Raw genomic sequence first — 16178 nt, forward strand, 5'->3', positions numbered from 1 at the left:
TGTCCTTTCACAACTGGAGCTTACGATGTCCATCCGGTCCAATCTTGCTGACGCTGTCGGCAACACGCCCCTTATCCGGCTTAACCATGTCAGCGCGGCTACCGGCTGCACCATTCTTGGCAAGGCCGAGTTCCTGAACCCCGGCCAGTCGGTCAAGGACCGGGCCGCGCTTTATATCATCCGCGATGCGGTTGCGCGCGGGGCGTTGCAACCGGGGGGCACGATTGTCGAGGGCACGGCAGGTAATACCGGCATCGGCCTTGCGCTTGTGGGCGCGTCGATGGGGTTTCGCACGGTCATCGTCATCCCAGAGACGCAGAGTCAGGAAAAGAAGGACATGCTGCGTCTGGCAGGCGCGCAATTGGTCGAAGTGCCCGCCGTTCCCTACAAAAACCCGAATAATTATGTGAAATATTCCGGGCGCTTGGCGACCGAACTTGCGAAAACCGAAGCCAAGGGCGCGATCTGGGCCAACCAGTTCGACAATACCGCCAACCGACAGGCACATATAGAGACCACAGGTCCGGAAATCTGGCAGCAGACGGATGGCAAGGTCGACGGCTTTATCTGTGCGGTCGGTTCTGGTGGCACCGTCGCGGGTGTCGGCGCCGCGCTGCAACCCAAAGGCGTGCGCGTCGGCTTGGCAGACCCGGCCGGTGCGGGGTTATACAAGCTGTATACTGGGCAGGACAACCCCGGAGACTCGATCACCGAAGGCATCGGGCAGGGGCGCATTACGGCCAATCTGGAAGGGTTCACGCCCGATTTCTGCGCGCGGATCCCGGATGATGAAGCGCTGCCTTATGTCTTTGATCTGCTGGCGCAAGAGGGGCTTTGCCTTGGCGGCTCCTCTGGTGTGAATATCGCAGGCGCGGTGCGGATGGCCGAAGACATGGGGCCGGGCCATACCATTGTGACCATCCTGTGCGATTACGGAACGCGCTACCAATCCAAGCTGTATAATCCCGAATTTCTGCGCGGCAAAAAATTGCCTGTGCCGTCTTGGCTGGAGCGCGACGCGCCCGCCATTCCCGAAGTCTTCACAACGGATACCGTCTGATACATGCGTTTATTGACCACGATCCTGACCGTCTTTTTGCTTGCGCTGTTGCCCTTGGCTGGTGCGGCGCAAACCACGCCGTCCACCACGACGCCCTCGGAGACGGCACCCGCCGCCGCACAGCCGGGTGCGGGCACACCCAGCGGGACAGCGATACCCGATTACGCGGCATGGAACGCACGCGCCGACGCGATCGAAGCCGAACTGGAGCAGCCGGATATCACGGTCGAGCGGCTGGATGCGCTGCGGTCCGAGATCGTGGCCTTCCGCACGCAATTTCAGGATGCGCGCAATGTGAACGGTCCGCGCATTGACAGTATCCGTGCGCAGTTGGACGCTTTGGGCGCCCCACCGGAAGACCCGTCAACCGAAGCGCCAGAAGTGGCCGAGCGCCGCGCAACCTTGTCGGCAGAGCTTGCCACATTGCAAGCGCCGCGCGTCAACGCGCAAGAAGCCTTCAGCCGTGCCGATGCGCTTGTGCGCCGGATTGATACGATCCTGCGTGCGCGGCAGGCAAGCACCCTTATGGCGGTAGAGCCATACCCGTGGAACCCTGCCAACTGGTTGGTCGCCGTCTCCTCGCTGGTCGATGCGTCCACCCTGGTGGTGCAAGAGTTCAACAACACGCTTGGCAGCCAATTGCGGCTGCGCCAGCTTCGCGAAAACCTGCCGGTGATCATCGGTTTGCTGGCATTCGGCGGGTTCGTGCTGCTGCGCGGGCGAGCGTGGATTGAAGGATTCGTTCTGGGGCTGCGGAGCGGCCGGTTCGGAAACCGTGCCCTGAACAACTCGCCCAAGGGGCAGCGCTTGCTTGGGTTGATCCTGTCGGTCAGTCAGGTCATCGTGCCTAGCTTGGCGGTGATCGCGCTGTATATCGCGGCCAATACCAGTGCAATGCTGGGGGAGCGCGGCAGCGAACTTGCGGTTGCGATTGCTACGGCGGGGATCGTTTACTTCATTGCGCGCTGGATTGGGCTGTGGCTGTTTCCCTCCGCCGGGAACCTGTATTCACCCCTGCTGTTGACCGAAGGGCAACGCACGCAAGGGCGCGTTCTGGTCAACTTGCTTGGTTTCTTCGTCGGTCTGCACGGGATCATGCTGGCCGCCATTGGCGATGACCGCGCGATCCCGGCGGCCGCGTCGGTGGTGGCCTTTCCGGTCATTGTGCTGACGGCAATTGCCCTGTTCCGCTTGGGCCAGCTTTTCATCCAGCATGCCAAGGCCAATGCGGCGTCAGAGCAGGATACCGCCTTCAAGGATCGCGCGATTGGGCTGGTGGGGCGTGCGGCGCTTATGATCGCACTGGCCGCGCCCGTGCTCGCCGCACTTGGCTACCGCAATGCGGCAGAGGCGCTGATCTATCCGACCCTGCATTCCTTGGTATTGTTTGCCGTGCTGCTGCTGTTGCTGCGGATGCTCGAAGATATCTACGATCTGGCGACAAAGCGGCCCGATGATGCCCCCGAACCCCTGCTGCCTGCGTTGCTGGGGTTTGTGCTGGCCATCGCGTCCTTGCCGCTCTTCGCCCTGATCTGGGGGGTGCGCGGCACAGAGCTGAGCGAGTTCTTCTCGCTTCTGCTGGAAGGGTTCCAGATTGGCGAAACCCGCATCGCCCCCAGCGCGCTTCTGGTGCTGATCCTGGTGTTCGCGATCGGGTATTATGTGACACGGCTGTTGCAAGGGGCGCTCGGCTCTGCGGTGCTGCCAAAGACCAAGATCGACAAGGGCGGGCAGAAGGCGATCATTTCCGGCACCGGCTATGTCGGGATTTTCATCGCGGCGCTGATTGCGATTTCCACCGCCGGGATTGACCTGTCTGGCCTTGCCATCGTCGCGGGTGCGCTGTCCGTCGGGATCGGTTTTGGCCTTCAGACCATTGTATCGAACTTCATCTCTGGCCTGATCCTGCTGATAGAGCGTCCCATCGCCGAGGGTGACTGGATCGAGGTGGGTGCGAATATGGGTGTGGTCAAATCCATTTCGGTGCGCTCCACCACCATCGAGACCTTCGACCGGACAGATGTGATTGTGCCGAATACCGACCTGATCGCCGGATCGGTCACGAACTGGACGCGCCAGAACATGACCGGACGGGTGATCATTCCGGTTGGCGTGGCCTATGGCAGCGACACGCGCCGCGTTCAGCAGATTTTGCAAGAAATCGGCGATGCGCAGCCTCTGGCGCTGCTAGATCCCCCGCCCACAGTGCTGTTCATGGATTTCGGGGCCGATGCGCTGATGTTTGAGCTGCGGATGATCGTGAGCGATGTCAATTTCGGGATGCCCGTGCGGACCGAAATCCGCCATCAGATTGCAGAGCGGTTTGCCGAAGAAGGGATCGAGATACCGTTCGCGCAGCGCGATATCTGGCTGCGCAATCCCGAAGTTCTGCGCCCGGACCACACGCCCGAGCCGAAACCCGTGCGCCGCGACGATGCGCAACATCTCGGGCAAATGCGCCGCGACGAAATCGTGTCCGATTCGTCGGACGGCAGCGGGGACGGGGGGGCTGACGGGCGGTAGCCGGTTATCGCAGCCATGGGTTGCGACGCCGCCCCGCCGGCGGCACATCGGTTTTGGCAATGCGGTAGCGAGCCTCTGGATGGGGCGGGTGGCCATGGGTTTTTGCCCAGAGTGCCCGACCCCCGCGATGCAGCCACAGCGGCAGAGCGAACGCAACACCTGCAATAAACCCGCCTATATGCGCCCAATAGGCTACGCCATCTTCGGATGCGCTGGGGCCAAGCCCGGAAAATACCTGCATCCCGAACCACCCGCCCAGCACCAGCCATGCCGGGATCGGGATGATGCGAAAATACACCAGTAGGAACAGGAACATATCGATGCGCGCGCGCGGGTAGAACAGCAGGTATCCTCCCAGCACGCCCGCGATGGCACCCGATGCGCCGACCATGGGCACAAACGACTCGGGCTCTGATATGTATTGCGCCAGCGCCGCCGCAATGCCGCAGGCCAGATAGAAGATCAGAAACCGGGCATGGCCCCATTCCTCTTCCATATTGTCGCCGTAGACCCACAGAAACAGCATGTTGAACGCCAGATGTAGGATGCCGCCATGCAAGAACTGGTGGGTCAGCAGCGTGTCATACCCTTGGCCCGCGCTGATTGCAGCCGGAACCATGCCCCATTGCATGAAGAAGCGCATAAGCGCCGTATCATTGCCGAACAGGCCATAATAGCTGATGAACACGAGAATATTCACGGCAAGCAGCCCGTAGGTCACATAGGGACGCTTGTCGCTTGGGTTGTGGTCGCGGACCGGGATTAACATGGATGTACTCCCGGCTTTATTTGGGTCCGGCCCGCAAGCGACATGCGCGGGCGGGCCGGATCAAGGATCAATCGGCGGTCAACAAGGGCGGCTTGTTGCCGCTAATGCGCTTTGCATCCGGTCCTTCCATGTCCAGCACCAGTTTGCCGTCGCGGATACGGACGTGGACCAGACCGCCTTTTGCGAGTTTGCCGAACAGCAATTCCTCTGCCAGCGGCTTCTTGATGTGTTCCTGGATCACGCGGCCCAGCGGGCGCGCGCCCATCTTGTCATCATAGCCTTGTTCGCCCAGCCAATGCGCGGCCTCTTCCGACAGGTCTATGCTGACATTGCGGTCCAGAAGCTGCGCTTCCAGTTGCAGCACGAACTTCTCGACCACCTGCATGATAATGCTGCGGCCAAGTGGGGCAAAGCTGATGACCGCATCCAGACGGTTGCGGAACTCCGGTGTGAAGGTGCGTTCGATCGCGGCGGTGTCCTCGCCCTCGCGGCGGTCACGGCCGAAGCCGATTGCCGCCTTCGCCTGTTCGGTCGCGCCGGCATTCGACGTCATAATCAGGATCACGTTGCGGAAATTGACCGTGCGACCATTGTGGTCGGTCAGTTGCCCGTGGTCCATGACCTGAAGCAGGATGTTGTAGACATCCGGATGCGCTTTTTCGATCTCATCCAGCAGCAGCACGCAATGTGGGTGCTGGTCGACGCCGTCGGTCAGCAGACCGCCCTGATCAAAACCGACATAGCCCGGAGGCGCCCCGATAAGCCGCGAAACGGCGTGTTTCTCCATGTATTCCGACATGTCGAAACGCAGCAGTTCCACCCCGAGAATATCAGAGAGTTGCTTGGCGACCTCGGTTTTACCCACACCGGTCGGCCCCGCGAACAGGTAGTTGCCGATGGGTTTTTCCGGCTCTCGCAGCCCGGCGCGCGACAGTTTGATGGCCGACGACAGCGCATCGATGGCCGGATCCTGCCCGAACACGACCCGCTTGAGCGAACGCTCCAGATCGCGCAGCACCTCGGCATCGTCCTTTGAGACGCTTTTCGGCGGGATGCGGGCGATCTTGGCGACAACAGCCTCGATTTCCTTTGGGGAAATCGTTTTGCGACGCTTCGAGTCGGCCAGCAGATGCTGGGCTGCGCCCGCTTCGTCGATGACGTCAATCGCCTTGTCCGGCAGTTTGCGGTCATTGATATAGCGCGCGGCCAGTTCCACGGCGGTCTTGATCGCGTCATTCGTGTAGCGAATGTCGTGATGCTGTTCGAAATAGGGTTTCAACCCCATCAGGATCTTGACGCTATCCTCTACCGTCGGTTCGTTCACGTCGATTTTCTGGAACCGCCGTGACAGGGCGCGGTCCTTCTCGAAATGCTGGCGGAATTCCTTGTAGGTGGTGGAGCCCATGCAGCGCAGCTTGCCGCCCTGCAGCGCAGGTTTCAGCAGGTTCGAGGCGTCCATCGCGCCGCCAGAGGTTGCGCCCGCGCCGATGACGGTATGAATTTCATCAATGAACAGAACCGCGTCAGGGTGGTCTTCGAGTTCCTGAACCACCGCTTTCAACCGCTCTTCGAAATCGCCGCGATAGCGGGTGCCCGCCAGCAGCGCGCCCATGTCGAGCGAGAAGATGGTCGAACCGGATAGCACATCGGGGGTTTCCCCCTCGACGATCTTTTTGGCCAGTCCTTCGGCAATCGCGGTTTTGCCCACGCCCGGATCACCCACCAGCAGCGGGTTGTTCTTGCGGCGGCGGCAGAGCACCTGAATGCAGCGTTCCACTTCGGAACCGCGACCGATCAGCGGGTCCACGTCGCCCTCGCGGGCTTTTGCGTTCAGATCCACGCAGTATTTGCCGAGCGCGGTTTCCTTGGCTTTGTCGTCGCCCTTGGTTTGCTCTGCGGTTTCATCCTCGGCACCGGTCACGGGCCGTTCTTCGCTGAACTGGGCGTTCTTGGCGACGCCATGCGCGATGAAGTTGACCGCGTCATAGCGCGTCATGTCCTGCTCTTGCAGGAAATACGCCGCGTTGGATTCGCGCTCAGCAAAGATGGCGACCAGCACATTCGCGCCGGTCACTTCATTGCGGCCAGAGCTTTGCACATGGATTGCCGCGCGCTGAATGACGCGCTGGAACGCCGCCGTCGGCACCGCTTCGGACCCTTCGATGTCGGTGACAAGCGAGGAAAGCTCTTCCTCGATGAATTCCAACAACGTGCCGCGCAGTGTGTCCAGATCGACATTGCAAGCCTGCATGACGCGGTTCGCGTCGGGTTCGTCGATCAGCGACAGCAATAGGTGTTCCAGCGTCGCGAATTCGTGCCGGCGTGCGTTGGCCAAGGCCAAGGCACCGTGGATGGATTGCTCCAGAGTATTTGAGAATGATGGCACGTCAGACGCTCCTGTTTCCTGGATGGCGGCGGGAATACCCCGCGCTGCCATGTTCGCCTCATAGTGTTAAACTTCGGTTTTATTCACCATCCTTCAAGTGTTTTTTGGTCAATCGTTCAACACAGGCAAATGTAACATGAAAAGTGACTAGAAACGGTCCTTTCGGGCGCGCAGTTCCGCGAAGGTTTCGGCATCGGTCGCACGATCCATCCCAAGGCTGGATTTCATCGAGGGATCGCTGGCGCGCAGGAACGGGTTGGTGGCTTTCTCTTCTGCCATGGTGGCAATGGCCATCGGCGCGCTCTGGGCGCGCAACTTGTCCAGCCCCGCCACGCGTGCGGCCAGTGCCGGGTTATCGCGGTCCACGCTTTCGGCAAAGGCGGCATTGGCGGCCAGATAGTCATGGCCCGAACAGATCCGGGTGTCGTCGGGCAGGGCGGCCAGCTTGCACAAGCTGGTCCACATCTGGTCGGGCGTCCCCTCGAACAGGCGACCGCAGCCAAGCGCCATCAAGCTGTCGGCGGTGAAAGCAAGCTGGCTGTCGGGAAAATGAAACGCGATATGGCCGACCGTGTGGCCCGACACGTCCAGCACAGTGCCATGTTCGGACCCGAAAGATATGCTGTCGCCCTCTGCCAAAGCGTGGTCCAGCGGGGGCAAGCGGTGCGCATCGGCACGCGCGCCCCAGACGGCAGCGCCGGTCGCGGCGCGCAGTTCGGCTACGCCATCGACATGGTCGTAGTGGTGATGCGTCAGAAAAATATCGGACAAGGCCCAGCCCTTGGCCGTCATCGCGTCTATGACCGGGGCGGCCTCTGGCACATCGACCACGCCGGTGGCCCCGGTTGCGGGATTGTGGATAAGATAGGCGTAATTATCGCTAAGACAGCGCACGGCGAGCAGCGTCAGGGGCATGGCGTTTTCCAATGCATCGGGTATGGTCTTGGACAGGCTATCCCGACTGGACCGGGCCGTGCAATGAGGACGACATGCACCATGACGTGATCGTGCTGCGCGATTTCTATTACACCACGTCGCTGGGGCGGGCGGCGCAAAAAGCACTTCGCGACCATTGCCGCGCCTGCTGGCCCGATATGTCGGGCAAGGATGTGGCGGGATTCGGATTCGCGGTGCCGCTGCTGCGCCCCTGGCTGGATCAGGCCCGCCGCGTCATCGCCCTGATGCCCGCGCAACAAGGCGTCATGCACTGGCCCGCCGAAGCCGAAAACCACTCGGTGCTTGCCGAAGAAACGAACTGGCCGTTGGCCACCGACAGCGTGGACCGTCTGGTCATGCTGCACGGTCTGGAAACAAGTGACCGCCCCGCCGCCCTGCTGGAAGAAGCCGCGCGGGTGCTGCGCATTGGCGGAGAGGCGTTGTTCATCCTGCCCAACCGCTCGGGGCTTTGGGCGCGGATGGACGGCACGCCGTTTGCTTTGGGGCGGCCCTATTTGACAGGCCAGATCGGGATGCTGTTGCGCGACCATGGTTTCCAGATATGCGACAATGGCGGGGCATTGTTTTTCCCGCCGCGTGACAACCGCCGTTGGCTGCGGTGGGCGATGTGGCTGGAAGGCGTGGGGCGGCGCATGGTGCGGCTGCGTGCGGGCGGTGTGCTGGTGGTTCACGCCCGCCGGGTAGAGGACACCCCAAGCAATGGGTTGGCGATCAAAAGCCGCCGACCCTTGCGTATTCTGGATGGTGTGGCGCAACCGGCGGGCACGCGTCCGGCCTGGCGCGACGGTCGTGATGGACGGTAGACAGGCAGCACGAGAATCGTCCGGGCCGGGCGCCGGTCGCGGTTCGATTTGCGCCCGATCCGCGATGATACCGCAATCGCGTGGCAGATTGTCGCAGCACCAGTGCAGTTTTCCCATCGCTTTACCCCCAACATGTGGCCTTGGCGGTTGCAGCATGACAAGGGCTCTGCTAAACCCGCGCCGATTTCACATGCCGCGACAGCGTTGACACCTGGCATCAGGCCAAGGCGCAGGAAGCGGTGCAACCAGATGGAAGGGTGGACGTGTCCGAACCAGCTTCGATCTCCTCCGGCATTGCGCAACGCTATGCTACAGCCATTTTCGAGCTGTCGAAGGAATCCAAGGCGCTGAATGCGCTGGAAAAAGATGTTGACGCGTTGAAAGACGCGCTGGCAGACAGCGCCGAGTTGCGCGACCTGATCTCTTCGCCCGTTTACAGCCGTGACGATGTGACCCGTTCTGTCGGGGCACTTGCGGCAAAGATGGGGCTATCACAAGCCGTGGCCGGTGGCCTTGGACTGATGGCCGCCAAACGCCGCATTTTTGCGCTGCCGCAGGTTCTGGACGCATTGCGCGCCATGATCGCGGACGACAAGGGCGAGGTTACGGCCTCTGTCGCGTCGGCAAAGGCGCTGAGCAAGGCACAGCAAACCGAGCTTACCAAAGTGCTCAAAGCACGCGTGGGCAAGGAAATAAAACTAGAAACATCCGTCGATGAAACGCTAATCGGCGGTCTTGTCATCAAGGTGGGCTCGCAAATGATCGACACATCGATCCGCGCGCAGCTCGCGGCCCTCAAGAACAGCATGAAAGAGGTCGGATAAATGGGTATCCAAGCTGCTGAGATTTCTGCAATCCTGAAAGAGCAGATCAAGAACTTCGGTCAGGATGTCGAAGTCGCCGAAGTGGGCCGTGTGCTCTCTGTGGGCGACGGTATTGCCCGTGTGCACGGGCTGGACAATGTTCAGGCCGGCGAGATGGTCGAATTCCCCGGCGGTGTCCGGGGCATGGCGCTCAACCTTGAAGCTGACAACGTGGGTATCGTTATTTTCGGCGATGACCGTGGCATCAAGGAAGGCGACACCGTCAAGCGCACCAAGTCCATCGTGGACGTTCCGGTCGGTGACGAATTGCTGGGCCGCGTTGTTGACGGTCTGGGCAACCCGATTGACGGCAAAGGCGACCTGAAGGCGAAAAAGCGTTCGGTGGCCGATGTCAAAGCGCCGGGCATTATCCCGCGTAAATCGGTGCACGAACCCATGGCGACCGGCCTGAAATCCGTGGACGCCATGATCCCGGTTGGCCGTGGCCAGCGCGAGTTGATCATTGGCGACCGCCAGACGGGTAAAACCGCCGTGGCGCTCGACACGATCCTGAACCAGAAAAGCTACAACGAAGCGGCTGGCGACGACGAAAGCAAGAAGCTGTATTGCGTCTATGTCGCAATCGGTCAGAAGCGTTCGACCGTTGCTCAGTTGGTGAAGAAATTGGAAGAAACCGGCGCGATCGACTATTCGATCGTGGTGGCCGCAACCGCGTCCGACCCGGCCCCGATGCAGTTTCTGGCACCCTATGCCGCAACCGCGATGGCAGAGCATTTCCGCGACAATGGTCGCCACGCGCTGATCATCTATGATGACCTGTCCAAGCAGGCCGTCGCATATCGCCAGATGTCTTTGCTGCTGCGCCGCCCGCCGGGCCGCGAAGCTTATCCGGGCGACGTGTTCTACCTGCACTCCCGCCTGCTGGAGCGGTCCTCGAAGCTGAACGAGGATCACGGGGCAGGGTCTCTGACCGCGCTGCCGATCATCGAAACGCAGGGCGGCGACGTGTCGGCCTTTATTCCGACCAACGTGATCTCGATCACCGATGGCCAGATCTTCCTGGAAACCGAACTGTTCTATCAGGGCATCCGCCCGGCTGTGAACACCGGTCTTTCGGTGTCGCGCGTGGGCTCTTCGGCCCAGACCAACGCGATGAAATCCGTCGCTGGTCCGGTCAAGCTGGAACTCGCGCAGTATCGCGAGATGGCGGCCTTCGCGCAGTTCGGCTCTGACCTTGATGCGTCGACCCAGAAGCTGCTGAACCGTGGCGCACGCCTGACCGAGCTGATGAAGCAAGGCCAGTATTCGCCGATGACCAACGCCGAAATCGTCTGCGTCATCTTTGCGGGCACCCAAGGCTATCTGGACAAGATCGCGGTCAAGGATGTCGGTCGCTTTGAAGCTGGCCTGCTGGCGCATCTGCGCGGCAAGCACAAAGAGCTTCTGGAAGACATGACCGTCAATGACCGCAAGGTTAAGGGCGAGTTGGAAGACAAGATCCGCGCAGCACTCGACGAATTCGCGAAAGACTTCGCCTGAGGGCGGTGAGAGGACAAGCGTATGCCCAACCTCAAGGACCTGAAAAACAGGATCGCCAGCGTCAAGTCGACGCGGAAGATCACCAAAGCCATGCAGATGGTCGCGGCGGCGAAGCTTCGCCGCGCCCAAGACGCCGCAGTCGCCGCGCGGCCCTATGCCGACAAGATGGCCGATGTCGTCAACAGCCTTGCGGCGTCGGTCGAAGGGTCGGACACCGCGCCGAAATTGCTGGCCGGCACCGGCAGCGAGCAAACCCATCTGCTGGTCGTGATGACCGCAGAGCGGGGGCTGTGCGGTGGCTTCAACTCGTCCATCGTCAAGCTGGCGCGTATTCATGCGGGCAAGCTGCTGGCCGAGGGCAAGACCGTCAAGATCCTGACGGTTGGCAAGAAAGGCCGCGAACAGCTCAAGCGCGATCTGGGGGATCATCTGGTCGCCCATGTCGATCTGAGCGAGGTCAAGCGCGTCGGCTATGAAAACGCAGCGGAGGTGGCGAACAAGGTGTTCGACATGTTCGATGCGGGCGAATTCGACGTGGCGACGATCTTCTTCAACCGGTTCGAATCCGTCATCAGCCAGATCCCGACGGCCACGCAGGTCATTCCTGCCGTGGTGCCGGAAGATGCCGATGCCGATACCCTTTACGACTACGAACCGTCGGAAGAGGCGATCTTGGCCGACCTGCTGCCCCGCGCAGTAACCACGCAGATCTTCACCGCGCTTCTGGAAAACGGCGCCTCGGAACAGGGTGCGCGCATGTCCGCCATGGACAACGCAACCCGCAACGCAGGCGACATGATCGACCGTTTGACAACCGAGTATAACCGCTCGCGTCAGGCTGCGATCACCAAAGAGCTTATCGAGATCATTTCGGGCGCCGAGGCGCTCTGACGAACCCGGAGAATTAGACAATGGCTTCAAACGGCAAAATAGTGCAGGTGATCGGCGCTGTCGTCGACGTGCAGTTCGACGGCGAATTGCCCCCCATCCTGAACGCGCTGGAAACCGACAATAACGGCAAGCGGCTGGTGCTGGAAGTGGCGCAGCACTTGGGCGAAAGCACCGTGCGCACCATCGCCATGGACGCAACCGAAGGTCTGGTGCGCGGTCAGGCCGTGACCGACTCCGGCGAACCGATCATGGTTCCCGTGGGCGACGCCACGCTGGGCCGCATTCTGAACGTGGTCGGCGAACCCGTGGACGAAGGCGCACCGCTGGCCAAATCCGAACGCCGCGCCATCCACCAGCCTGCCCCCGGCTTTGCCGCGCAATCGACAGAGTCGGAAATCCTTGTGACCGGCATCAAGGTCATCGACCTGCTGGCACCCTATTCCAAGGGCGGCAAGATCGGCCTGTTCGGCGGTGCCGGTGTGGGCAAGACGGTTTTGATAATGGAACTGATCAACAACATCGCTAAGGTGCACTCTGGCTACTCCGTGTTCGCTGGTGTTGGCGAGCGGACGCGTGAGGGCAACGACCTGTATCACGAGATGATGGAATCGGGCGTTATCAACCTCGACAACCTGTCGGAATCGAAAGTGGCGCTGGTCTACGGCCAGATGAACGAGCCTCCCGGCGCGCGTGCCCGTGTCGCTCTGACCGGCCTGACGCTGGCAGAGCAGTTCCGCGACCAGTCCGGCACCGACGTGCTGTTCTTCGTCGACAACATCTTCCGCTTCACGCAGGCCGGGTCCGAGGTGTCCGCACTTCTGGGTCGTATCCCGTCCGCTGTGGGCTACCAGCCGACTCTTGCCACCGATATGGGCCAGTTGCAGGAGCGCATCACCTCGACCAAGGCTGGGTCCATCACCTCGGTGCAGGCGATTTACGTGCCTGCGGATGACTTGACCGACCCCGCTCCGGCAACCTCGTTCGCTCACTTGGATGCAACCACCGTGTTGAGCCGTGCGATTTCGGAATTGGGCATCTACCCGGCTGTGGACCCGCTCGATTCCAACTCGCGTATCCTTGACCCGCAGATCGTGGGCGACGAGCACTACCAAGTGGCCCGCGATGTGCAGGGTATCTTGCAGCGCTACAAGTCGCTTCAGGACATCATCGCCATCCTTGGCATGGACGAACTGTCGGAAGAGGACAAACTGACGGTGGCCCGCGCGCGGAAAATCCAGCGCTTCCTGTCGCAGCCCTTCGACGTGGCAAAAGTGTTCACCGGTTCCGACGGCATTCAGGTTCCGCTGGAAAAAACGATCGACAGCTTCAAGCGTGTGGTCGCCGGTGAGTTCGACCACCTGCCGGAAGGCGCATTCTACATGGTCGGCGATATCGACGATGTGGTCGCCAAGGCAGAGAAAATGGCCGCTGCGGCCTAAGGTCTATGCGGGTCTGTTGGGGCGGTTTCGCCGCCCCGCACCTGCCAAATGGAGGGCCGTATGGCTGATATGTTGCAATTCGATCTGGTCAGCCCCGAGCGGAAGCTGGCATCGGGTCAGGCACGGGCGGTGCAAATCCCCGGTGCCGATGGCGATCTGACCGCCATGCCCGATCACGCGCCCACCATCACCACCCTGCGCCCTGGCGTGCTGGTGGTTGAAGGAGAAAATGGCGAGGAGCGGTATGTCGTGACAGGCGGTTTCGCAGAGATCAGCCCCGAAGCGACAACGGTTCTGGCAGAGCGCGCTTACCCCGCAGCAGGGGACGAGGCACGCGCGGCGTTGCAGGGCATCTTGGAAGAGGTGCGCGGCAAAGCGGGTGCCGCATCGGGCGCCGAGAAGGATGTCTTTGACAAAACCGCCGACGATCTGGCGAAGGTGATCGACGGGCTATAAGCCTTTTGATTGCTTGGAAATTATAAACCCCGGTCCAAAAGGGCCGGGGTTTTTCGTTTCTGGGTAGAGAGTGTCAAGTACCGTCGCGCAAAGTGGGCAAAGGCACTTGTCCCGCGCCTGCATTAGCCCAGAACCACCAGCGCGTGGCGCTTTTTGCCCGCCGAAAGCTTCATCGGCTTGGACAGCGCGCGCGCATCCACCATCTGCCCGGCATCGCTGACAGCCGCGTCATTGGCCCTGGCGCCACCTTCTGCAATCAGGCGTTTCGCGTCTTTGCCGGACCCGGCCAGCCCCGAGCGCACGAAAAGCTGCGCCATCGACAGTCCATCGCCCAAATCGGCCGCAGACAGCGTCAACGTGGGCAAATCTTCGCCCGCGCCACCTTTTTCAAACACCTCGCGCGCGGTCGCTTCTGCCGTGGCGGCGGCGTCGGCCCCGTGGCACAGCGTCGTGACCTCATTGGCCAGAATGACCTTGGCCGCGTTGATCTCTGACCCTTCCAGCGCGCCCAGACGGTCGCATTCCGCCACCGGCAACTCTGTGTATAGCTTCAGGAACCGGCCCACATCGGCATCGGTCGTGTTGCGCCAGAATTGCCAGAACTCGTAGGGTGACAGCATATCGCCGTTCAGCCAGATCGCGCCGCCAGCGGATTTGCCCATCTTGCGCCCGTCCGACGTGGTCAGCAAAGGCGTGGTCAGGCCGAATATCTCTGCATCGGCCATGCGCCGCGCAAGGTCGATCCCGTTGACGATATTGCCCCATTGGTCCGACCCGCCCATCTGCAACAGACAGCCATGGCGGCGGTTGATTTCCACGAAATCATAGGCTTGCAGGATCATGTAGTTGAATTCGAGGAAGCTTAGCGACTGCTCGCGGTCCAACCGGGATTTCACACTCTCAAACGACAGCATGCGGTTGACCGAGAAATGCCGACCCACGTCGCGCAGGAAATCAAGGTAGTTCAGCCCGTCCAGCCATTCGGCATTGTTGAGCATGATCGCGCCACCCGCGCTATCGTCGTAGCGCAGGTATTTGGCAAAAACCTGCTGCATCCCGTTGATATTTCTATCAATTGCGGCGGCGTCCAATAGCGGGCGCTCGTCTGACCGAAACGAGGGATCGCCCACCTTGGTCGTCCCGCCGCCCATCAGCGTGATCGGTTTATGGCCTGTTTTCTGGAACCAGCGCAGCAGCATGATGTTCAGCAAATGCCCGACATGCAGCGATTTGGCGGTCGCGTCATAGCCGATATAGGCCGGCACAACACCATTCAGCAAAGCCTCGTCCAACCCTTGCAGGTCGGTGCAATCGGATAGAAAGCCGCGTTCCAGAAGCGTGATCAGGAAATCCGACTTCGGCGTGTAGGTCATTTTTGCTTGTCCCCGGCAACAGATTGGGCGTTTGATATACGCGTGGCGGTGAATAAGGGAAAGCCCATGTTGAAACAACAGGTCACGCGGGCCTTGGGGCTAATGTCGGGCACGTCGCTGGACGGGGTGGATGCCGCTGTGCTCGACACCGATGGCGAGGTGATCCACGGGTTTGGCCCGACCGCATTCCGGCCCTATAGTGCCGCGGAACGCGCCGCGCTCTTTGCCGCGCAGGGGCTATGGCAGGGCGACCCGCAGGTAGAGCCGGTGGCGGAACTGATCGAGACCGCGCATGCCGAGGTGATGGCGCGGTTTTCGGACATAGAGATTGTCGGCTTTCACGGTCAGACGCTGGCGCATGACCCAAGCGCAGGACGCACCCATCAGGCCGGGTCGGGGGCGGTGCTGGCACTGGTCTCTGGCCTGCCCGTGGTGTGGGATTTTCGCAGCTCTGACGTGCATCTGGGCGGGCAGGGCGCGCCGTTGGCCCCGTTCTACCACTTCGCGCTGGCCAAGTATCTGGGCGCGACCGAACCATTGGCGTTCCTGAACCTGGGCGGTGTTGGCAACCTGACCTATATCGACCCGCGCCATGACCGCCCCGACATGCCAGGCGCGCTTTTGGCCTTCGACACTGGCCCCGCAAACGCGCCGATAGATGACCTGTGCCAAGCACGCCTTGGCCAGCCGCGCGACACGGGCGGTGTGCTGGCCGCCCAAGGCACAGCCGATGACGCGCTGGTCGCAGGGTATCTGGCCGAGGGATATTTCCGCCGCAGACCGCCCAAATCCCTTGACCGCGCAAGCGATCTGGGTGACCGCGTGGCCCATCTGGACACGCCCGACGCTTTGGCCACGCTGGCGGCCTGCGCGGCGGGAGCGGTCGCGACGGGATATGAGCATCTGCCAGATCCGCCCGCGCGCCTGCTGGTCTGCGGTGGCGGGCGGCACAACCCCGAACTGATGCGCCGGATTGCGGCTGCAGTGCCGTCAGAGGTGCTGCCGGTTGAAGATGTCGGACTGGACGGGGATATGCTGGAAGCGCAGGCTTTCGCCTATCTTGCCGTGCGCGTGGCGCGCGGGCTGTCCACGTCCTGCCCTGCAACGACCGGAGTCGCTGCCGCCGTGGGCGGGGGTCAGATCAGCCACCCCTGATTT

General features: G+C 61.5%; 13 protein-coding genes. 9 read left to right on the top strand and 4 right to left on the bottom strand.

Annotated elements, in window-relative coordinates; all coding sequences use genetic code 11:
* Positions 1-25 precede the first annotated feature (25 nt).
* A complete protein-coding gene (locus tag ROE7235_RS03255; RefSeq protein WP_121093231.1) occupies positions 26-1060 on the top strand; it encodes a cysteine synthase A in 1035 nt (344 codons plus the stop codon).
* Between the two features lie 3 nt (positions 1061-1063).
* Positions 1064-3583 (top strand): DUF3772 domain-containing protein, encoded by a 2520-nt coding sequence (locus ROE7235_RS03260; RefSeq protein WP_121093232.1) that lies wholly within the window; start codon positions 1064-1066, stop codon positions 3581-3583.
* Between the two features lie 4 nt (positions 3584-3587).
* Here ROE7235_RS03260 and ROE7235_RS03265 read toward each other — a convergent pair whose 3' ends face one another.
* The 3 genes from ROE7235_RS03265 to gloB all read right to left on the bottom strand — a co-directional run bounded on the left by ROE7235_RS03265 (position 3588) and on the right by gloB (position 7653).
* Complete coding sequence (locus tag ROE7235_RS03265) at positions 3588-4352, bottom strand: rhomboid family intramembrane serine protease (protein ID WP_121093233.1); 765 nt, start codon at positions 4350-4352, stop codon at positions 3588-3590.
* Positions 4353-4419: 67 nt separating this feature from the next.
* Entirely contained in the window at positions 4420-6738 is a 2319-nt protein-coding gene (gene clpA / locus ROE7235_RS03270) for an ATP-dependent Clp protease ATP-binding subunit ClpA (RefSeq protein WP_121093275.1), read from the bottom strand.
* 147 nt (positions 6739-6885) lie between these two features.
* Positions 6886-7653 (bottom strand): hydroxyacylglutathione hydrolase, encoded by a 768-nt coding sequence (gloB, locus tag ROE7235_RS03275; protein ID WP_121093276.1) that lies wholly within the window; start codon positions 7651-7653, stop codon positions 6886-6888.
* Between the two features lie 74 nt (positions 7654-7727).
* Here gloB and ROE7235_RS03280 point away from each other — a divergent pair, with 74 nt between their 5' ends.
* The 6 genes from ROE7235_RS03280 (at position 7728) to ROE7235_RS03305 (ending at position 13647) form a co-directional block, all read left to right on the top strand.
* The gene (locus ROE7235_RS03280) at positions 7728-8498 is read left to right on the top strand and encodes a class I SAM-dependent methyltransferase (RefSeq protein WP_121093277.1); all 771 of its coding nucleotides are present in this window, start codon (positions 7728-7730) and stop codon (positions 8496-8498) included.
* A gap of 257 nt (positions 8499-8755) precedes the next feature.
* Positions 8756-9322, top strand: coding sequence for a F0F1 ATP synthase subunit delta (locus ROE7235_RS03285; protein ID WP_121093234.1), 567 nt, complete (start codon positions 8756-8758; stop codon positions 9320-9322).
* Entirely contained in the window at positions 9323-10861 is a 1539-nt protein-coding gene (gene atpA, locus ROE7235_RS03290; RefSeq protein WP_121093235.1) for a F0F1 ATP synthase subunit alpha, read from the top strand. It abuts the gene before it with no gap.
* Positions 10862-10882: 21 nt separating this feature from the next.
* A complete protein-coding gene (locus ROE7235_RS03295; protein ID WP_121093236.1) occupies positions 10883-11752 on the top strand; it encodes a F0F1 ATP synthase subunit gamma in 870 nt (289 codons plus the stop codon).
* Between the two features lie 20 nt (positions 11753-11772).
* The gene (gene atpD, locus ROE7235_RS03300) at positions 11773-13191 is read left to right on the top strand and encodes a F0F1 ATP synthase subunit beta (RefSeq protein WP_121093237.1); all 1419 of its coding nucleotides are present in this window, start codon (positions 11773-11775) and stop codon (positions 13189-13191) included.
* Between the two features lie 60 nt (positions 13192-13251).
* On the top strand, positions 13252-13647 hold the full coding sequence (locus ROE7235_RS03305; protein WP_121093278.1) for a F0F1 ATP synthase subunit epsilon: 396 nt from the start codon (positions 13252-13254) through the stop codon (positions 13645-13647).
* Positions 13648-13769: 122 nt separating this feature from the next.
* On the opposite strand, the gene tyrS is transcribed toward ROE7235_RS03305, so the two are convergent.
* Entirely contained in the window at positions 13770-15020 is a 1251-nt protein-coding gene (gene tyrS / locus ROE7235_RS03310; protein ID WP_121093238.1) for a tyrosine--tRNA ligase, read from the bottom strand.
* A 66-nt stretch (positions 15021-15086) separates the two neighbouring features.
* On the opposite strand from tyrS, the gene ROE7235_RS03315 reads away from it, so the two are divergent.
* Positions 15087-16175: an anhydro-N-acetylmuramic acid kinase gene (locus ROE7235_RS03315; RefSeq protein WP_121093239.1), complete on the top strand. Its 1089-nt coding sequence runs from the start codon at positions 15087-15089 to the stop codon at positions 16173-16175.
* Positions 16176-16178: the final 3 nt, after the last annotated feature.

The organism is Roseinatronobacter ekhonensis, assembly GCF_900499075.1.
GTDB lineage: Bacteria > Pseudomonadota > Alphaproteobacteria > Rhodobacterales > Rhodobacteraceae > Roseinatronobacter > Roseinatronobacter ekhonensis.